Here is an 18,953-nt window from a genome sequence, read left to right as displayed (position 1 = left end):
GACCCTACGCGCCGAAACCGTGCGGCGGCCGGGGATCGGCGTCGGTAGGCTGCCGGAGTGAGTGCGAATTCCGAGGCGGTGGCGGCGGCGTACGACGAGGTGGCGGAGCTCTATACCGGCCTCTTCCGGGATGCGATGGTGAACGCACCGGTCGATCGGGCGATGCTGGGATTGTTCGCGGAGTTGGTGCTGGCCGAGGACCGCGGGCCGGTGGCGGATCTGGGATGCGGACCGGGCCGGATCACCGGACATCTGAATGCGTTGGGACTGAACACCTTCGGCCTCGACGCGTCGGCGGAAATGATCCGGATGGCCCGCGAGGTTCATCCGAACCTGCGATTCGAGCATCGGTCGATGGAGCAGCTGGATGTCGCCGACGGCGGTCTCGGCGCAATCGTGGCCTGGTACAGCATCATTCATATGGCGCCGGAGCAATTGCCGGATCTGTTCGCGGAATTCGCGCGGGCATTGGCAGCGGACGGCTATCTGATGCTGGCGTTTCAGGCCGCCGACGACGGCGCGGACCGGCAACCCTACGACCACAAGGTGGCGCCGGTGGTGCGGTGGTCACCCGAGGGGCTGGCGGAGATGCTGTGCCCGCACGGGTTCGTCCCGGTGGTCCGGATGGTGCGCGCGCCGGAGCCCGACGAGCGGTGTCCGCACGGATATCTGCTGGTTCGCAAGTCCGCGACACCTGCCGGATCGGACGCGGGTCGCGCGGATTCGTGATATCCAGGGCTGATGCGCGACTCCTATGACGTCGTCATCGTCGGCGGCGGGCACAACGGGCTGGTGGCCGCGGCGTATCTGGCGCGCACCGGACTGTCGGTGCTGGTGCTCGAGCGGCAGGACCACACCGGCGGCGCGGCGGTTTCGGAACGGGTGTTCGCCGGGATCGATGCGCGCCTGTCGCGCTATTCGTATCTGGTGAGCCTGCTTCCCGACCGGATCGTCCGGGATCTGGAACTGCGGTTCCGGACCCGCGAGCGGCGGATCTCGTCGTACACGCCGGTCGGCGACACCGGACTGCTCGTCGATACCGCCGATGCCGGACGAACTCGCGAGAGCTTCCGCCGGGTCACCGGATCCGATGCGGATTTCCGAGCGTGGCAACAGTTCTACGCGACGACCACGCGGGCCGCGCAGCGGATCTTCCCCACGATGCTGCGGCCGCTGCCCACCCGTGCCGGACTGCAGCGGGCGCTCGATGATCCGGATACCTGGGAGATGCTGTTCGAGCGGCCGCTGGGTGAAACCGTCGAGGCGCGATTCCGTGACGACACGGTGCGCGGGGTGGTCTTCACCGATGCGCTGATCGGCACGTTCACGCACGCGCACGATCCGGAGCTGCGGCAGAATCGCTGCTTCCTCTACCACGTGATCGGCAACGGGACCGGCGAGTGGAACGTTCCGGTCGGCGGGATGGGAGCGCTTACCGATGCCCTCGCCGATGCGGCCCGGCGGGCAGGCGCGCACCTGCGCACCTCGTGCACGGTGACCGGTATCGACACCGACGGCGACACAGCACAGGTGCGGTTCGAGACGCCGGACGAATCCGGTCTGGCCGACGCCCGCCACGTCCTGGTCAACGCGGCGCCGGCAACCCTCGCACGGCTGATGGGTGAGCCGGGCGACGCGATGCCCGAGGGCAGTCAGTTCAAGGTGAATATGCTGCTGCGCCGGCTTCCCCGCCTGCGCACCGATATCGATCCGCGCGAGGCGTTTGCAGGCACATTCCATATCGCGGAGGGATACGGCCATCTCGAACAGGCATATCGCGAGGCGGCCGCCGGGCGCTTCCCGAGCGCCCCGCCGTCGGAAATCTACTGCCATACGTTGACGGACCCGTCGATTCTGAGTTCCGACGCCGCCGAACGCGGCATGCATACGCTGACCCTGTTCGGCTTGCACACTCCGGCAACGCTTTTCGAGCACGGCTCCCGCGACGAGCTGCTCGAGTCGACACTGCGTGAGCTGGATTCCGTACTGGCCGAGCCGATTTCCGGCTGTCTCGCCGCGGATGCGAACGGCGAGCCGTGTATCGAAGCCCGAACGCCGCTGGAGCTGGAAGCCGAACTGGGCCTGCCGCGCGGCCATATCTTCCACGGCGACTTGGATTTCCCGTATCGCACCGACGACGATGCCTCACCCGCGGCTCGCTGGGGCGTCCGCACGGGCCATCGCAACATTTTCCTGTGCGGCGCCGGCGCGGTCCGCGGCGGTGGAGTGAGCGGAATCGGCGGCCACAACGCGGCCATGGCGGTCCTGGAGATCACGGGCCGCGCCACCCCGACATCGGACTAGCATCACCACCCGGCGGACAGGAGGACCGCATGCGCACCCATCGCGTCATCACCAATCTTCGAGTGGCCGATATCGAGGCCGCCCGCGGCTTCTACACCGATTTCCTCGGTCTGAGCACCGAGGAGTTCAACATGGGCTGGGTCGCCCGATACACCTCGCCGGACAGCGGCGCCGACATCCAGCTCGTCACCCAGGACGCGGCCGCGCCCGCCGACTCCGTCGCATCGGTGCTGGTGGACGACGTCGACGCCGCCTATGCGGAGGCGCGGCGGCTCGGCTACGAGATCGTCCATCCGCTGACCACCGAACCGTGGGGAGTTCGCCGGTTCCTGGTTCGCGCTCCGGACGGCAACGTGCTGAATATCGTCCGCCACCGCGAGTGAATCGCGGACCGGTCAGCCGAAGCTCGGTCGCACCACCGAAGCGGTGGTGACCCGGTAGGTGCTCAGGACGACGCCGTTGTCGAGCACCTCGGAGTCGGCGAGGGCGAGAGTGGCTTCGGGCTCCACGGCCTCGAACAGTCGCAGCCCGCTGCCCAGCAGGACAGGGTAGACGACCAGGCGGTACTCATCGACCAGTTCGTGTTCGCGCAGGTACTTCACCAGCGAGGCGCTGCCGAAGACGAGCAGATTCTGCTCGGTCCGCAGCTTCGCGATGCCGGCGGCGAGATCGCCCTCGATTCGCTGAGCGTTCCACTCCAGATCGCGCAGCGAATCGGTCGCCACATACTTGGGCATGCTGTTCATCTTGTCCTTGTACGCACCCTCCTCCGGGTGGTCCGGCCAGGACGCGGCGAACATCTGATACGTGGTGCGACCCAGCAGCAAGGCGTCGGCAGCCTCCAGCTCACCGGATTTGTAGTTCGCGATGCCGTCGCACCAGAACGGCGCGGTCCACAGCGGATCCTGGATGAATCCGTCCAGCGAAACGAATTCGGCGACAACGATCTTCCCCATGATTGACCTGCTCCTCTTCCCAACCTGTCACCGGTCCGGTCGGCCGATGCGTTCGAACCATGAAGACGGAACGAACAACGCTAATTGATCGGTGCGGACAAACCGCGAATCAGCTCACCGTCGGCAGGCGAGTGCGTGGTTCGGTCAGCCATTGCAGCCAGTGCGGGCCGATCATCGCGGCCAGCTGCTCGTAGCCCGGCGCGCCGGGATGGTAGCCGTCACCGTCGCGCAGTTCGCGCATCCAGATGTCGTTGTGGCGCAGCGGTTGGTGAACGCGAAGGTACTGAACGTGTTCGCGGGCGCACATGTCGGTGAAACGATCATCCAATTCGATGGTGCGCGTGTTCTGTTCGTCGTCGATACAGGGCGGCGGCGCGACCACCAGGACAGTCCAGTCGAGTTCGGCACAGCGGCGCAGCATGCGGCGGAGATTGGCCGCGGACTCCTCGGCCGGCACCCGGATCGCCTCGTTCTCCCAGAGCGTGTCGTTGACGCCGAAGGAGAAGACGACTCGCGCGTCGACCTCGCCGGATAATCGCTGCCCGCATTCGGCTTCCCAGCGGGCGGCGATATCGGAGGAGGTCTGGCGGCGCACCCCGAGGTTGTAATAGGTCAGCGGTATTCCGGCCGCTGTCGCACGGCCGGCGAGGCGGCCGGCCCAGCCGAGGCACTGCGGATCTCCCAGTCCCGCAACCAGAGAATCCCCCACGAAACAGACCCGAACGTCACGCACCACCGGGAGATGGTTGCACAAACCGGGACGAACTCGGCGCTGTACCGGGAAGGCAATAAGATCGGCGGGGTAGTCCGGGAGGGAGCTTGTATGTTGTCCGAGGCGCCGTTGCCGCGCTGGTTCATCGATCTGCTGGCACATCGGCGATGGATTCGCCGCACCCGCCCCTTCCCCCACGTCTACGTTCGTGACGTCTTCGTCGCCGAGTTCTATCAGCGGCTCGCGACCGAATTCGACCGGGTGCGCACCGAGCGCCCGGAGCTGTTCGGTCCGGTCGCCGCGGGATACGGCGCCTCCGGCGCGAGCCTGACCCGGATGCGCAACGGCCCGCTCGAGGTCTTCCTGTCGCGCGCCTGGCACGACCTGATCGAACGGGTCGCGGGCGTCTCGGCCAGCGGAGATGTGGAGGGCTCCCTGCACCATCATCCGCCGGGGAGTTCGCGCGGCTGGCCGCACCACGACCTCACCCCGGCCTGGTTCCCGGGTGCGGAACCGGGCCCGGAGGCGGTCGGTCTGCCGGCCGACGATATCGATCTGAAGTCCGGCGCCCGGCCCGCCGGGGTGCCGGCCCGCGAGATGGTGCGCGCCGTCGCGGTGCTGTTCTACCTCGGCAACGGCCAATGGCAGCCGGGCGACGGCGGCGAGACGGGACTGTTCGCCGATATCGGCACCGCGGACCCGGCGCCGACGGTGGTGGTTCCGCCACTGGACAATTCGATGGTCGTATTCGAATGCACGCCGCGCTCCTGGCACACCTTCCTCGGCGCGAACACCGCGGCCCGCAACAGCGTGGTGATGTGGTTGCATCGGCCGAAGGAGCAGGCGGCGAGCCGCTGGGGAGGGGATCGCATTGTCCACTGGTGACGCCCGTCGAGTGTGCCTGCTCACCGGGGCGGGTGGGCGATTGGGCGATGCGTTCTGCCGCGCGTACTACCGGAACTACGACATCGTGGCGGTCTGCCGCAATCGGGTTCCGGCCGCGCCCTCGCAGGAGGAATGGTTCATCGATCCGCTGGAGCCGTGGCAGCCGGTTCCGGAGAACGACTCCCGCATCTTCGTCGTGCGCGCCGATCTGACCCGTGAGGGCGAGGCCGAACGCGTGGTGGATCTGGCACTGGCGAAGTTCGGCGCGGTCGACCTGCTGGTCAACAACGCGGCGCATCTGGACCTACAGCCGAACGGGCTGGTCGACGGCGACACCGCCCTGAACGCGCTCGCACCGCAGTTCGCGATGAACGTCGAGGTGCCGCTGCGACTGGCGACGCGGCTCGCGCAACGCTGCTGGTTGCATCGCGGGGACGAGAATCGGGCGCGTAATCGCAATATCGTCAACGTCTCGAGCTTGTCCGGTTCCCGGGTCTATTCCGGGGGACAGGCCGTCTACTCCGCGACCAAGGCCGCGCTCGACCATTTGACCAGGCATATCGCCGAGGAATTCGCCGAATTCGGGGTCCGCGCGAATGCCGTCGCCCCCAACTCCTTTCCCGCGCTGGTGCCGACCGAACTGGTCGCGGCCGCGATCACCGAACTCGATACCGGCACCATGACCGGCGGCGTCTTCAGCGTCGGCGACACCGACGCACCCGAACCCGTCACGGTCAGTCCGGGACCGCCGGGGTGACGCTGCGCCCTGCCGGTCCGCGAAGACCCGGGCGCTCGCGCGGTGGTCCCGGCGCGAGCGAGCGGAGATCCGGACGCGGAGCATTCGCCCGAGTCCGATCGGCTCGTGTGGAGTACGCGCACGCCCACCTGCGCGAACCCGGGGAACGGCGTGTTGCCGACGGGCGCTCGGAGGGCCTCCTGCATACTCACACCCGAGCCGACCCTGGGACCGACGCAGCTCCCTCGATCCGAAAGTTTCGATACGACATGCGAGTAGACGGGCGGGAGATCCCCGTCTCCGGCAGTCTGCTGCAGCCGCGGATCAGGCGGACCAGCGACATCATTCGCGTGGTGCTGTCCGCCCTGCTGGTGGCGGTGGTGGTCGCCGGATCGCTCGTCACCCGGCCGCGCTGGGAGGCCCTGGAGCGATCGGTCTCCGATATCGTCGGTTTCCTCACGCCCGAACAGTCCAATCTGGTCTATCTGCTCTACGGCATCGCGATCCTGGCGTTGCCCTTCGCGATCCTGGTCCGCCTGGTCTTCCGGATGCAGTGGAAACTGCTCAGCGGTTACGTGGCGGCGGGTCTGATCGCGGTGCTGGCGCTGTCGATCACCGAATCCGGGATCTCGGCGCCGCAGTGGCACCTTGCGGTGCCACGGCAGCTCGACACCTTCCTGTCGCAGTTTCTCGACGATCCGCGCTGGATCGCGATGCTGGCCGCCGGCTTGACCGTGGCCAGCCCGTGGCTGCCGGTCTCGTGGCGGCGCTGGTGGTGGGCGTTGCTGATCGCGTTCGTGCCGCTGCATCTGTTCGTCAGTCTGGTGGTGCCCTCGCGGGCGATGTTCGGGCTGGCCGTGGGCTGGTTCGTCGGCGCGGTGATCGTGCTGGTCGTCGGCACTCCCGCGTTGGAGGTGCCGCTCGAGGCCGCCGTGCGGGTACTGGCCGGACGCGGATACACCGTCACCGGCTTCACCGTGCTGCGTCCGGCCGGGCCGGGGCCCCTGTTGTTGAGCGCCGACACCGGGCCGCATCGCCAGCTGATCATGGAGATGTACGGACAGAATCAGCGCAGCTGGGGCATGTTGCGGCAGATGCGGCGCTGGCTGACCTTCCGCAGCAGTGAGCGCACCCCCGCCTTCGCCTCGATGCGGCGCGCGGTCGAACACCGCGCACTGATGGGTATCGCGCTCGGCGACCTGGGCCTGGCCAGCAACAAACCGCTGACGGTGGCCGCCCTGAGCCGCGGCTGGACCCTGTACGCGCACACCGCGCCCCGGGGCCGGCAGCTGGCCGCCACCGACAGCGAGGTGGTGCTGACCAATGTCTGGCGGTCGCTGCAGAACATGCATCGGGCCCAGATCACCCATGGCGATCTGCGGGTCGAGGAAATCCGCATCGCCGAGGGGCGGGTGCTGTTCGGCGGCTTCATGGCCGCGGAATTCGGCGCCTTCGACTCCCGCTTCTCCGCCGATATCGCGCAGTTGCTGCTCACCACGAGCTCGCTGTTCGGGGCGCAGACCGTGGTGGCGACCGCCATTCACGTGCTCGGGGAACAGGCGGTGCTCGACGCGTCCCGGCGGCTCACCAAGAACGGGATCGGCGCGCAGGTCCGCAAATCGGTGCCCGACAGCGGCGGACTGATGAAAACCGTCCGCGCTCAAGTACTTCAGCAGACCGGTAAGGATCGGATCGAGGCCGCGCGGATCACCCGGTACTCGCGCAACCAGATCGTGCAGCTGGTGCTGCTCATCGCGCTGGTGTACGTGGCCTACCCGTTCATCAGCCAGGTGCCGACCTTCTTCACCGAACTGCGCACCGCGAACTGGTGGTGGGCGCTGCTGGGGCTGACGATTTCGGCCGCCACCTACGTGGGCGCGGCGATGGCGCTGTGGGGGTGCGCCGGAACGTCGGTGAATTTCCGCAAGCTGCTGGGCATGCAGGTCGCCAACACCTTCGCCGCGACCACCACACCCGCCGGGGTCGGCGGGCTGGCGCTGAGTGTGCGATTCCTGCAGAAGAGCGGCCTGGGCACGGTGAAGGCGACCGCGGCGGTGGCGCTGAACCAGGCGGTGCAGGTGATCACGCACGTGGTGCTGCTGATCGTCTTCAGTGTGGCGGCCGGTGTCTCGGCGAACCTGGAACATTTCGTGCCGAGCGCCACCGTGCTGTACCTGCTGGCCGGTGGTCTGCTGGGTGCGGTCGGTGCGGCCATGTTCGTCCCGACGGTGCGGCGCTGGCTGCGCAACGAGGTGCGGCCGCAGCTGGCGGAGGTAGTCGCCGAACTGCGCACGCTCGCCCGTGAACCGAAACGGCTGCTGATGATCGTCGGCGGCTGCGCGACCACCACGCTCGGCGCGGCCGGCGCGCTGTGGGCCGCCATCGAAGCCTTCGGCGGCGCAACGACATTCGTGACCGTGACGGTCGTGACGATGATCGGCGGCACGCTGGCCTCGGCAGCACCCACGCCGGGCGGTGTGGGCGCGGTGGAGGCGGCGCTGATCGGTGGTCTGGCCGCCTTCGGTGTGCCCGCGGCGATCGGCGTGCCGGCGGTGCTGCTGTACCGCGTACTGACCTGCTGGTTGCCGGTCTTCTGCGGCTGGCCGCTGATGAATTGGCTCACCAGACACGACATGATCTGAGCCGCAGGCCGTTTCGGCGAGTGGCGGGCCGATACGGCAACGAGCCGCCGAGTACTCGACTCGGCGGCTCGTTCACGGCCGGGTATGCGGGCGGCGCATGCCCTCCTCGGCCGGTGCCGAAGGTCAGCCCGCGTAGTCCTTACGCAATTGCACCTTCACGACCTTGCCGCTGGCGTTGCGCGGCAGCTCCGGCACGATCACCAGATCCTTCGGATGCTTGTATCGCGCGAGGTTGTCGTTGAGGAACGGGGTCAGCTCCTCGAGGGTCAGCGTTTCGCCGTCGAGCAGCGCGACCACGGCCACCGGCACCTCGCCCCACTTCTCGTGGGCCCGGCCGACCACCGCGGCCTCGTGGATCTTCGGATGCGCGAACAGCACGTTCTCCACTTCGGCACAGTAGATGTTCTCGCCGCCGGAGATGATCATGTCCTTCTTGCGGTCGACCACCCAGACGAAGCCCTCCTCGTCCTGGCGAACCAGGTCGCCGGAGTGGAACCAGCCGCCGGCGAAGGCTTCCGCGGTCGCCTCCGGCTTGTTCCAGTAGCCCTGCATCATGGTCGGCCCGCGGTAGACGATCTCACCGATCTCGCCCGGCGCGACGTCGTTCATCTCGTCGTCGACGACGCGGCTCTGGATGGTCGGGATCGGCTTGCCGACCGAGCCGAGTTTGCGCAGCGCGTCCTTACCCTCGAGCACGCAGGTGATCGGCGACATCTCGGTCTGGCCGAAGACGGCGACGTTCTGCGCGTTCGGGAAGCATTCGGCCATCGCCCGCAGCACGGTTTCCGACGCCGGCGCCGCACCCCAGCTCAGCGTCTCCAACGCGAGCTTGCGCTCCTTGACCGTCGGGTCCTCACAGATCAGCTGCCACTGGGCGGGAACACAGAACGCGGTGGTGGCCTGTTCGGCCTCGATGGCGTCGAGGAATTCGGTCGCGTTGAACGCGCCGAGCGGATGCAGCACGGTCTTGGAGCCGAGCATGAACGCCGGCGCGAGAGCGCCCAGTCCGGCGATGTGGAACAGCGGCGAGGTGCAGAAACCGATGCTGTCGGGAGTCGAGTTCATCGCCCGAATACAGGTCAGCGCCTGCGCATTCAGGTTGGCGTAGGACAGGATCGCGCCCTTGGGGCTGCCGGTGGTGCCCGAGGTGTACATGATCAACGCCGGAGTGTCCTCCGGAATGTCCTGCGGCACATGGGGTTCGCCGGTTTCGGCGAGGAAGTCGTCGTAGCCGATGACGCCGTCGCCGGTGGTGCCGCCGATGACGACGCAGGTGCGCAGCGCCTCGCTCTGCGCCATCACACCGGTGGCCAGCGGCTGCAGCAGCGAGTCGGTGACGATCGCCGCGGCCCCCGAATCGGCCACGATGTAGGCGACCTCGGGCGGGGTGAGCCGGAAGTTCACCGGGACCGCGATCGCGCCCAGCGCGTTGATGCCGAACACGGCCTCCAGGTACTCGGTGTAGTTGAGCGCCAGGATCAGCACCCGGTCGCCGAAGCCGACACCGCGCCGAGCCAGGGCATCGGCGAATTTCAGTGACCGCTCGTGCAGCTGTTTCCAGGTGGTGTCCTGCCCGCGGAACCGGATCGCCACCGCGTCCGGGCGCATCAGCGCATGCGTGGCGATCTGGTTGTTCCAGTGGTTGCGACGCGACCGGATCGGTTCGTCGGTCTGGACACCGGTGGTCATGCAGGAACTCCTCTCGGCCCGTCAGAGTTCGCCACCGAATGGCCCGGCGGCGTCGACGGCTGAACCAACAGCGAGAATAGCAACTAACTTTTTGCCGTGACAAGGGTTACATACGAGAATCCCGGTTCACAGAAGGTTCGCCATACTGCGCCGTCTCATAGCGATAACCTGGGATTTTATCTGAGTGCAGGGTGACGTCAGTTCTGCGGCCTCCGAGGCCGCCAAGGCAAACTGCCGCTCACATCCTGTTGTCTCAGACGTGGTCGCCATGCCAGTATCGACCCATCCGGGCAGGCCCGGCTCGCACGCGGCCAGGCACCCGAGGGGCGGCAGTCTGTGCACACACCGGCATCGAGTCGTGCCGGAGATGCCGGGCGCGCCGCCCCGAGTCGTACCGCGGCCAGGAGGACAACCAGATGTTGCGCACCAGATTCACCGAGATGTTCGGTATCGAACACCCGATCGTGCAGGGCGGCATGATGCACGTCGGCCGCGCCGAACTCGTGGCGGCGGTCGCCAACGCCGGAGGCCTCGGCTTCATCACCGCGCTGACCCAGCCGACCCCCGACGATCTGCGGCGCGAGATCGAGCGCACCCGGCAACTCACCGACAAGCCGTTCGGCGTCAACATCACCATCCTGCCGTCGATCAATCCGCCGCCGTACCAGGAGTACGTCCAGGCGATCATCGAATCGGGCGTGAAGATCGTGGAGACCGCCGGCAGCAACCCGGAGCCGTTCCTGCCGTACTACAAGGAAGCCGGAATCAAGGTGCTGCACAAGTGCACCAGCGTCCGGCACGCGCTCAAGGCGCAGAAGATCGGCGTCGACGGCGTGAGCATCGACGGTTTCGAATGCGCCGGACACCCGGGTGAGGACGACGTGCCCGGCCTGATCCTGATCCCGGCCGCCACCAAGGCGCTCGACATCCCGGTCATCGCGTCGGGTGGTTTCGCCGATGCCCGCGGCCTGGTCGCCGCGCTGGCGCTGGGCGCCGACGGCATCAACATGGGCACCCGCTTCCTGTGCACCGAGGAGTCCCCGGTGCATCGGAAGGTCAAGGAGCAGATCGTCGCCCACACCGAGCGCGACACGCAGCTCATCTTCCGCACCATGCACAACACCGCCCGGGTGGCCGACAACGAGATCAGCCGCAAGGTGGTCGAAATCGAGGCCGCCGGAGGCAAATTCGAGGATGTGCGCGATCTGGTCGCCGGCGCGCGCGGCCGCCGCGTCTTCGACGAGGGCGACCTGGACGCCGGCATCTGGTCGGCCGGACAGGTGCAGGGCCTGATCGACGACATCCCCACCTGCGCCGAACTGATCTCGCGCATCGTGGACGAGGCCGAGGCGCTGATCAACTCCCGGCTGGGTTCGCTGGTCGTCTGATTCCGGCATACGGCGCGAGCCGCGACCGCCACGGTCGCGGCTCGTTTCCGTCACTCTCGTCCCTGCAGCCTCAGCTGTCTCGACGCTCTTCACCGGGCCCCGACTTGTCGGCATAATCGCTGGGGGAACCTGCACTATACGGGGAGGAGTGGCGGTGGGGCAGCGGGAGCGGATCGACACCCTGGCGGTCGCGGCGATCGCGCACATGCTGGGTGCCGAACCCGAATCCGTCTCGACCACAATGCCTTTCACCGATCTGGGATTGACCTCCGCGCAGCTCGCCCGCCTCACCGGTGTGCTGGAAGACGCGCTGGGCGTGGAGATCTCGCTCACCGATCTCTACGACAACCCGGATATCGAGCGGCTCGTCGACCATCTCGAGGGCCGATGACACCCGCCACACCACCGATATCGCTCATCGGTATCGGCTGCCGAGTGCCGGGCGCGTCCGGCGTGAACGATCTGTGGCGCTTGCTGATCGAGAGTCGCAGCGGCGTCGGCGACCCGCCGCCGGATCGCGACGGTGCGGGCCCCGGCGGCTATCTGGAGTCGATCGCGGAATTCGACAACGAGCGCTTCTCGATCTCCGAACGTGAAGCGGCACTGATGGATCCGCAACAGCGGCTGGCGCTGGAGGTCGCGGTCGAGGCCATCGACGACGCCGGAATCGGCTATCGGCTGGGCGGATCGAATACCGCGGTTCTGTTCGGCGCCTGCGGCTTCGACCACGGAGCGGTCGTGCTCGGCAACGGCGGGCAGGACGCGCCCTACGCGGTGACGGGATCCGCGCTCAGTATCATCGCCAATCGGATCTCCTATGCGCTGGATCTGCACGGACCGAGTGTGGTGCTCGACAGCGCGTGTTCGTCCTCGCTCGCCGCGGTGGACCTCGCGCTGCGACTGCTGGCCGACGAGACGGTACCGTACGCCATCGTCGGCGGGGTGAATCTCGCCCTGCTGCCGCATACTTCGCGGTATCTGGAACAGGGTGGCTTCCTGGCCCCGGACGGGCGGTGCAAACCGTTCGACGCGGCTGCCGACGGATACGTGCGCGGTGACGGTGCCACGGTGCTGGTGCTGCAGCGCACGGCCGACGCCCAGCGTGAGGGCAATCGCCGCTACGCCGAGATCGCCGGTGCCGCAGTGGGTTCCGACGGTCGCTCGAACGGTCTGTACGCGCCGAACGGACGCGCGCAACAACAGGTGATCCGGACGGCCTGGGCACGCGCGGGCCTGGACGTCCGCTCCGCCGGATATTTCGAATGTCACGGCACCGGAACACCGGTCGGCGATGCGGTGGAAATCGAGGCGCTGGCCGCCGTCCTGGACGCGCCGCGCGGTGCGGTGAAACCGTATGTCGGATCGATCAAATCGAATATCGGCCATCTCGAGGCGGCCGCCGGGGTGACCGGGCTGGCCAAGGTGGCGCTGTGCCTGCACCACGGAACCATCGTGCCCACCATCAACTTCCAGCTCGAGAATCCGCTGCTGCGGTTGGCCGAACGCGGCCTCCGAGTACCGGGCGAAGTGGTCGGCTGGGCCGCGGACTCCGGCGATCGGCGCTGCGCGGGAGTCAGCTCGTTCGGATTCGGCGGAACCAATGCGCATGTCGTCGTGCGGGAGGCGGAGCGGGGACCGGTACGTGAGGTGCGGCCTCCGGTGCTCATCGGCCTCACCGGTCGCGACGAGGACGAACTGCGCGAGACCGCGGCCCGGCTGGCGGGCGCCCGCGAGCTGTCACTGTCCCGCTTGGCCGCGGCGGGTCGCGCACTGCCCCAGCCGATTCGGGCCGCGATCGTCGCGGACGAGGCCGACGATGCCGCCGACGCACTGCGCGCCCTGGCGAGCGGCTCCCACTCGCCGGCCCTGCTCGGAGTCGGTGGCCGCCGGCGCGGGCGCGTGCTGTTCCTGTTCACCGGACAGGGCGGTCAGCATCCGCGAATGGGGCGCGAACTGGCGGCCCGGTATCCCGAATTCGCCCACGCCGTGGCCGAAGCGGCGGACGCCGTGGCGGATGCGGGTGGACCGCGAGTGTGGACGCCCCGGCACGGCTTCGCCGACAGCCTCGGTGCCACCGAGACGGTTCAACCCGCGCTGTTCGTCTACCAGGTGGCGCTGGCCCGGTTCCTCGCGACATGGGGGATCGAACCGGATGCGGTGGCGGGACACAGCCTGGGGGAGATCGCGGCCGCCGTGGTCGCGGGCGCGTTGTCCCTCGACGATGCCGCACATCTGGTCACCGTTCGATCGCGGGCGCTGGCCCGGCTGGCCGGGCAGGGCATGATGGCGATGCTCGAGGCAACACCGGACCAGGCGCGACGGCTGGTCGAACCACTGCGCGCGGAGGTCGCCGTCGCGGCGGTGAACGGCCCCCGGACGGTGGTGGTCTCCGGCAGCACGCGGTACATGGAGACGCTGCTGCGGCGAGCGCGGCGGCGCCGGTACTACGTGCGGCCGGTGCCGGTGGACTTCGCGGCGCACAGCCCGCAGGTTCGCGCGCTGGCAGGCGAATTCACCGCCGCGCTCCGGGCGCCGCAGCCGCGCGAGCCCCGGGTGCCGGTGTTCTCGACGGCACGGTCGGGCCGGGTCATCGATTCCGCCGCCATGGATACCGAGTACTGGGTCGACAACCTCTGTGGCACCGTCGATCTGGACGCGGCCGTCGAATCCGCCGTGGGCCGGGGATACACCTCGATCGTGGAGATATCGCCGCATCCGGTGCTGGCGCCGGCCGTTCGGGATCATCCCGAACTGGCCGACTCCGTCTTCGCGGCCGCGCAGCGCGACGGCGAGGTCGCCGCCCTGCTCCGGACCGTCGGCGCGATGTATGTGCGGGGGCGCCACGTCGACTGGTCGATCCAGGGCCCGGCTGCCGGTCCGGTGATCGAACGGCGGTGGCGGCGAAAGGCTTTCCCACTGCTCACCCGCACCGCGACCGACCCCGGGCGCGAGCGACTCGACGATCACGTGGTGGACGGTGTGCCGACCGTGCCCGCCGCGTATTGGATTCGGCGCCTGCTGGCTTCGGCACCCGCGCCGATTCGGCTGGCCGACTTCGCGGTGCACGAACGCACGGATATCGCCGATCTGGCGGCGGTCGGCTACCGCAGCGGTTCGGATCTGCGCGTGCTGCTGGGGCCGGTGTTGCTCGCCTCGGCACGTGCCGACAGCGCCGCCGCACCCGCCGACATCCTCGGCTGGATGCGCACGGTGGACGACCATCGAGCCTCCGTTGCGGCAGCGGACGAACTCGATGTCGACGAGTTCTACGCCTCCCTGCGCCACCGCGGACTCGACTACGGTCCGCGCTTTCGCCCGCTGGCGGTCGTTCGCGCCGGAAGCCGTACCGCGGTGGGCGTCTTCGATTCGATTCCGCTGTCCACCACCGCGCTCGACGGCTGTCTGCAGCTGATCGCCGCCGCCGGCCGGGAGGTAATGCCCGCGGACGGACTCGCGGTGCCCGCGGCCATCGCGTCGGTATGGCTTTCCGATGCACACCGCGTGCTGCTGACCGAGGCGCATGCGTTCGTGCGCGAGCACGGGCCGGGCGGCCTCCTGTGCGATGTCATCGCGCTGGACCAGGACGACGCCCCGGCAGTCGCGTTGATCGGTGTGCGGATCGCGTTCTCGGGCAAGGGTTTCGTCTCGGAGCGAGCGCCGGGGTTCCCGTCCGGACACACCGTCGCCTACCGCCCTTCCGGAGACGCCGAGTTCGGCGGCGACCGTCCCGGCGCTGCCGCCGACGACAGCCCCGTGCTTCGCGGGCGCACCGCAGCGCGCGGACGAGCCGAGTACGACGCGACGGTCGCCACGGCACCCGAGTGGGCGAACTCCGTACTGCGCGAGGAACAGTGGATCGCCTCGCCGTTCTCCGCCGGAGGTACGGAGGCGGTGAATCCGGCCATCGAGCGGGTTGCGGTCGTCGGAGAATCACCCCTCGCGAAGTCGATCGCCCGAGCCCTGGACCGGCATATCCCCGCCGAGCGGATCGCCCGGGAGCCCTGCGAGTCGGCGGCCTTGTCGACGGTGGCCGGAAGAGCGGCCCCCACGGCTGTCGTCCTGGTCTGGCCGGAAAGAACCGAGACGAGTCCGCTCGTCACCGGCCTCGGGCAAGCCTTGCGCGTCCTGCAGCAGGTGATCGCCGCGGAAACGACGGCGAGCCTCACCGTGGTGCTGCGTCATCCGGCATCCGTCGCACACAACGCCGTCGCCGCACTGGTACGAACCCTGCAGTTGGAATCCGGCCGGCCGGTGCGCCTGCTCTGGTCCGACGAATCGGGCGCCGATGCCGTACGCGACCTCGTGCTCCGTTCGGGTGGGCCCGCGGAAGTGCGTGTCGAAGGTGCGCGAACGCTGGTGCGGCGGTTCCGACGGCTCGACGGAACCGGCTCCGCGGTTCCGCTCTGCGCCGAGGGTACCTACGTGGTCACCGGCGGGCTCGGCGCGCTGGGGGCCGCCGCGGTTCGGTGGCTGCTCGAACGGGGAGCGCGCGATGTCGTCGTCCTGACCCGGCGTCCCAGGCCGCTGCCGCCGCTACTCGACGGCGCCGAGGACCGGGTGGTGGTCGTACGCTGTGATGCCGCCGATCGCGCGGACCTGGCCAACGCGCTCGACGACATCCGGGCATGCGGATCGACGATTCGCGGCCTGGTGCACGCGGCGGGCATGTTGCAGGACGCCGAATTCGACCGGGTGACAGGCGAATCGCTGGCATTGCACTTCGAGCCCAAAGTGACCGCCGCCATCTCCCTGATCGAACTGACAGCGAACGATCCAGTCGACTTCACGGTCCTGTTCTCCTCCGCCACCGGGCTTTTCGGCGCTCCCGGACAGGCCGCGTACGCAGCCGCCAATGCGGCTCTGGACGCGCTGGCGTCCGGCGCCACCGGCCGATCGGTGACCAGCATCGCCTGGGGTAGCTGGGACGCCGGCCTCGCCCGCTCGGCCGGGGGCGCCGCGCATCTGCGAACGGCCGGCATCACGCCCTTCGATGTCGCCCGCGGCATGTCCGTGCTCTCCGCGGTCCTCGGCCGCCCGCAAGCGGTGGTGCTCGCGCTGGACTACACGCCCACCGACGACTCCGGTCCGGTCGCAGCCCGGCTCCGTGAATTGCTGATTCCCGCTGCGCCGCATCATGTTTCTTCGTCGCAGCCGGACCGGCAGGTTCCCTCCGTGGCTCGACGACCACCGCAGAGGACCGGATCACCGCCAGTCGGTCCGGCACGTGAACCGGCCGATACCGTGACGAACGCGGAGGAGATTCGACGCATCGTTCGCGCCACAGTCGCCGGCGCGCTGTCGCGCCCGGTCGAATCCATCGATTCCGACGCCGACTTCGCGACGCTGAACCTCTCCTCGCTTCTGGCGATCGATCTGCGCCGCCGGTTGGAGGCCGGGCTGGGAATTCGTATCGCAACGGCCGAGCTGTTCGACAACCCCTCCGTCACAGCCTTGTCGGCGGCATTGGCAGCGCGGTTGCCGCGGCAGGAGTGAGCATGATATGACCGACCGATTGGCGGCGGCCGTTGCGGCGCGGGCAGCGGAAGCACCGGACGATCCGGCCTTCACCGCCCTGTCTCATCCCGGCGGCCGACAGATCGCGGACACCGTGACGACCTCGGAATTGCACCGCGCTGCGGGCGCACTGGCAGCCGCCATCCGCGAACGGACGGCGCCCGGTGATCGCGTCGCGATTCAGTGCGAACACGGCCTGGACTATGTCGTCGCCTTCCTCGGCTGTCTCTACAGCGCACGCACCGCCGTGCCCCTGTTCCCGGACACGGTGCGCCACCATGCCGGCCGGTTGGGAACGATCCTCGGCGATGCCGAGCCGAGGCTGCGTCTCGTCTCGCCCGGTTCGGCGCAGCCGATGCCCGGCGCCCGAGGTCCGGATGCCGATCGCCCGCCGCACGGCGAACTCCTCACGGTCGACGCGCACGCTCGCACCGACGATGTCCGAGTGGATTCGGTCGGCGCCCATCCCGCCTACCTCCAGTACACCTCCGGGTCCACCACTTCGCCTGCGGGAGTGTGTGTCTCCCATGCGAACCTCGCGGCGGCACTGGATCAGCTGCATGGCGCCCTGGCACCGACCGACGACGGCCCGATGGTGAACTGGCTGCCGTTCTTCCACGATATGGGCCTGGTGTTCGCCTTGGCGCTGCCGCTGTATCTCGGCGTCCATGCGATCACGCTGCCACCGGCCGACTTCGCCAAACGGCCGATCCGATGGTTGCGCGCGTGCAGCGACTATCGCGCCGTCGCGACCGCTAGCCCGAATTTCGGTCTGACGCTGGCGGTTTCGGGCACCGACGCGCGGGAACGCGACGGTCTCGACCTGTCGCCACTGGATCTGCTGCTCAACGGGGCCGAACCGATCCGCGCCACCGCGCTGGGCGCCTTCACCCGTACCTTCGCGCCGTACGGATTTCGCCACCGGGCCCACACCGCGGGATACGGCTTGGCGGAGGCGACCCTTCCGGTCACCATCTCGCGCCCGGCGGCGGAACCGGTATGCGTCGAATTCGACCGCGCCGCCCTCAGCTCGGGCCGGGCGATCGTCGCGTCCGAGCGCCATGCGCTCGGGGGCCGGGCGGATGGTCTCGCCCTGGTCGACTGTGGCCGTCCCGCCGGTCAAACCGTGCGCATCGTCGACCCGATCACTCTCACCCCCCGCGACGACGGTGCCGTCGGCGAGATCTGGGTGCAGGGACCGAATGTCGGCGCGGGATATGCGGGACTGCGCGACCGCACCGCAGCCACCTTCGGCGCGGTCCTGCCCGGCCGGCCCGGAACATGGCTGCGCACCGGCGATCTCGGCTTCGTCCACAACGGGGGTCTCTACATCGCGGGCCGCTTGCGCGACACGATCATCATCGACGGCCGCAACCATTTCCCCGCCGATATCGAAGCCACCGCCGCCGACTCCGCACCCGAACTGCGCCCCGGACATATCGTCGCGTTCGGACTCGAGACCGGTGCACGCGAGGACCTGGTGATCGTCGCGGAAGTGGGAAAACAACCGGCGGACGCGACCGAGATCGCCCGGCGGGTCCGGATCGCGGTGACGACCGTGCACGGCATTTCGCCGACGGAGGTGGTGCTGGTGCCACGCGGCGCTATTCCGAAGACCTCGAGCGGAAAGGTCCGCCGCGTCGAATGCCGCACTCGCTATCGGGCAGGAGAGTTCGGCGGGGGTTTCGGCACCGAAGCGGTCACCCTCCGCGCGACCTCAGGTCGAATCGCGGCCGAGTAGCCGATCGGTCTCGCGGCGTTCGCGCTTGGTGGGCCGTCCGGCACCGCGGTCGCGCTTGGGCATCGCGGCGACGATTTCGGGTGCGGGCGGGGGAGGGCTCTTGTCGATATAGCACTGCGTGGCAATCGAAGCGCCGACGCGTTTGACGACCAGCCGCACCACGACGACGATACGTTCGACTCCGGCATTACGGACCCGCACCTCATCACCGGACTTGATCTGATGAGCGGGTTTGACGGCTGTACCGTTGACACGCACATGACCGCCGCGGCAGGCGGTGGCCGCAGCGGATCGAGTTTTGAACAGCCGGACAGCCCAGATCCAGGAGTCGACCCGCGCTGTAGCTGGTTGTGCCTGTTCCAGTTTCGCTCCTCACAGTAGGCCCG

At 68.6% G+C, this 18,953-nt stretch carries 14 protein-coding genes; 10 read left to right on the top strand and 4 right to left on the bottom strand.

The features are described from left to right. Positions 1–57: 57 nt before the first annotated feature. From NK1_RS13825 to NK1_RS13815, 3 genes are read left to right on the top strand one after another with little or no spacing between them, the layout of a single operon-like run. The gene (locus NK1_RS13825; protein ID WP_063008913.1) at positions 58–729 is read left to right on the top strand and encodes a class I SAM-dependent DNA methyltransferase; all 672 of its coding nucleotides are present in this window, start codon (positions 58–60) and stop codon (positions 727–729) included. A 12-nt stretch (positions 730–741) separates the two neighbouring features. Next, complete coding sequence (locus tag NK1_RS13820) at positions 742–2,304, top strand: phytoene desaturase family protein (protein ID WP_063008912.1); 1,563 nt, start codon at positions 742–744, stop codon at positions 2,302–2,304. A 29-nt stretch (positions 2,305–2,333) separates the two neighbouring features. Then, the gene (locus NK1_RS13815) at positions 2,334–2,687 is read left to right on the top strand and encodes a VOC family protein (protein WP_063008911.1); all 354 of its coding nucleotides are present in this window, start codon (positions 2,334–2,336) and stop codon (positions 2,685–2,687) included. Positions 2,688–2,699: 12 nt separating this feature from the next. Here NK1_RS13815 and NK1_RS13810 read toward each other — a convergent pair whose 3' ends face one another. Together NK1_RS13810 and NK1_RS13805 are read right to left on the bottom strand one after the other, a co-directional pair. After that, on the bottom strand, positions 2,700–3,260 hold the full coding sequence (locus NK1_RS13810) for a dihydrofolate reductase family protein (protein WP_063008910.1): 561 nt from the start codon (positions 3,258–3,260) through the stop codon (positions 2,700–2,702). 109 nt (positions 3,261–3,369) lie between these two features. Continuing rightward, entirely contained in the window at positions 3,370–3,969 is a 600-nt protein-coding gene (locus NK1_RS13805; RefSeq protein WP_245660482.1) for a GDSL-type esterase/lipase family protein, read from the bottom strand. 114 nt (positions 3,970–4,083) lie between these two features. Between NK1_RS13805 and NK1_RS13800 the strand changes: the two genes are divergently transcribed. From NK1_RS13800 to NK1_RS13790, 3 genes are all read left to right on the top strand, one after another. After that, positions 4,084–4,857 (top strand): 2OG-Fe(II) oxygenase family protein, encoded by a 774-nt coding sequence (locus tag NK1_RS13800; protein WP_063008908.1) that lies wholly within the window; start codon positions 4,084–4,086, stop codon positions 4,855–4,857. Further along, positions 4,844–5,614: an SDR family NAD(P)-dependent oxidoreductase gene (locus NK1_RS13795; protein WP_245660481.1), complete on the top strand. Its 771-nt coding sequence runs from the start codon at positions 4,844–4,846 to the stop codon at positions 5,612–5,614. The genes NK1_RS13800 and NK1_RS13795 overlap by 14 nt, the downstream gene beginning before the upstream one ends. A 248-nt stretch (positions 5,615–5,862) precedes the next feature. Further along, positions 5,863–8,235: a lysylphosphatidylglycerol synthase transmembrane domain-containing protein gene (locus NK1_RS13790; protein ID WP_063008906.1), complete on the top strand. Its 2,373-nt coding sequence runs from the start codon at positions 5,863–5,865 to the stop codon at positions 8,233–8,235. Between the two features lie 123 nt (positions 8,236–8,358). Here the strand turns inward: NK1_RS13790 and fadD5 are convergent, their stop codons facing one another. Then, positions 8,359–9,924 carry a fatty-acid--CoA ligase FadD5 gene (fadD5, locus tag NK1_RS13785; RefSeq protein ID WP_063008905.1) on the bottom strand — a complete coding sequence of 522 codons (1,566 nt, stop codon included), beginning with the start codon at positions 9,922–9,924 and terminating at the stop codon, positions 8,359–8,361. A 416-nt stretch (positions 9,925–10,340) separates the two neighbouring features. Here fadD5 and NK1_RS13780 point away from each other — a divergent pair, with 416 nt between their 5' ends. The 4 genes from NK1_RS13780 to NK1_RS13765 all read left to right on the top strand — a co-directional run bounded on the left by NK1_RS13780 (position 10,341) and on the right by NK1_RS13765 (position 18,567). Continuing rightward, positions 10,341–11,312, top strand: a complete 972-nt coding sequence (locus NK1_RS13780; protein ID WP_063008904.1) for an NAD(P)H-dependent flavin oxidoreductase — start codon at positions 10,341–10,343, stop codon at positions 11,310–11,312. A 154-nt stretch (positions 11,313–11,466) separates the two neighbouring features. After that, a complete protein-coding gene (locus tag NK1_RS13775; RefSeq protein ID WP_245660480.1) occupies positions 11,467–11,703 on the top strand; it encodes an acyl carrier protein in 237 nt (78 codons plus the stop codon). Further along, positions 11,700–16,805: a type I polyketide synthase gene (locus NK1_RS13770; protein WP_063008903.1), complete on the top strand. Its 5,106-nt coding sequence runs from the start codon at positions 11,700–11,702 to the stop codon at positions 16,803–16,805. Before NK1_RS13775 ends, NK1_RS13770 begins: the two co-directional genes overlap by 4 nt. Positions 16,806–16,812: 7 nt before the next feature. Further along, positions 16,813–18,567 carry a fatty acyl-AMP ligase gene (locus NK1_RS13765; RefSeq protein ID WP_063905997.1) on the top strand — a complete coding sequence of 585 codons (1,755 nt, stop codon included), beginning with the start codon at positions 16,813–16,815 and terminating at the stop codon, positions 18,565–18,567. Here NK1_RS13765 and NK1_RS13760 read toward each other — a convergent pair. Beyond that, positions 18,544–18,930, bottom strand: coding sequence for an RNA-binding S4 domain-containing protein (locus NK1_RS13760; protein WP_063008902.1), 387 nt, complete (start codon positions 18,928–18,930; stop codon positions 18,544–18,546). The genes NK1_RS13765 and NK1_RS13760 overlap by 24 nt on opposite strands. Positions 18,931–18,953 lie beyond the last annotated feature (23 nt).

Source organism: Nocardia kruczakiae NBRC 101016, assembly GCF_001612965.1.
GTDB classification, from domain to species: Bacteria; Actinomycetota; Actinomycetes; order Mycobacteriales; family Mycobacteriaceae; genus Nocardia; species Nocardia kruczakiae.
The sequence above is the reverse complement of the archived record's forward strand: the minus strand, read 5'-3'. Positions and strand labels throughout refer to the sequence as shown.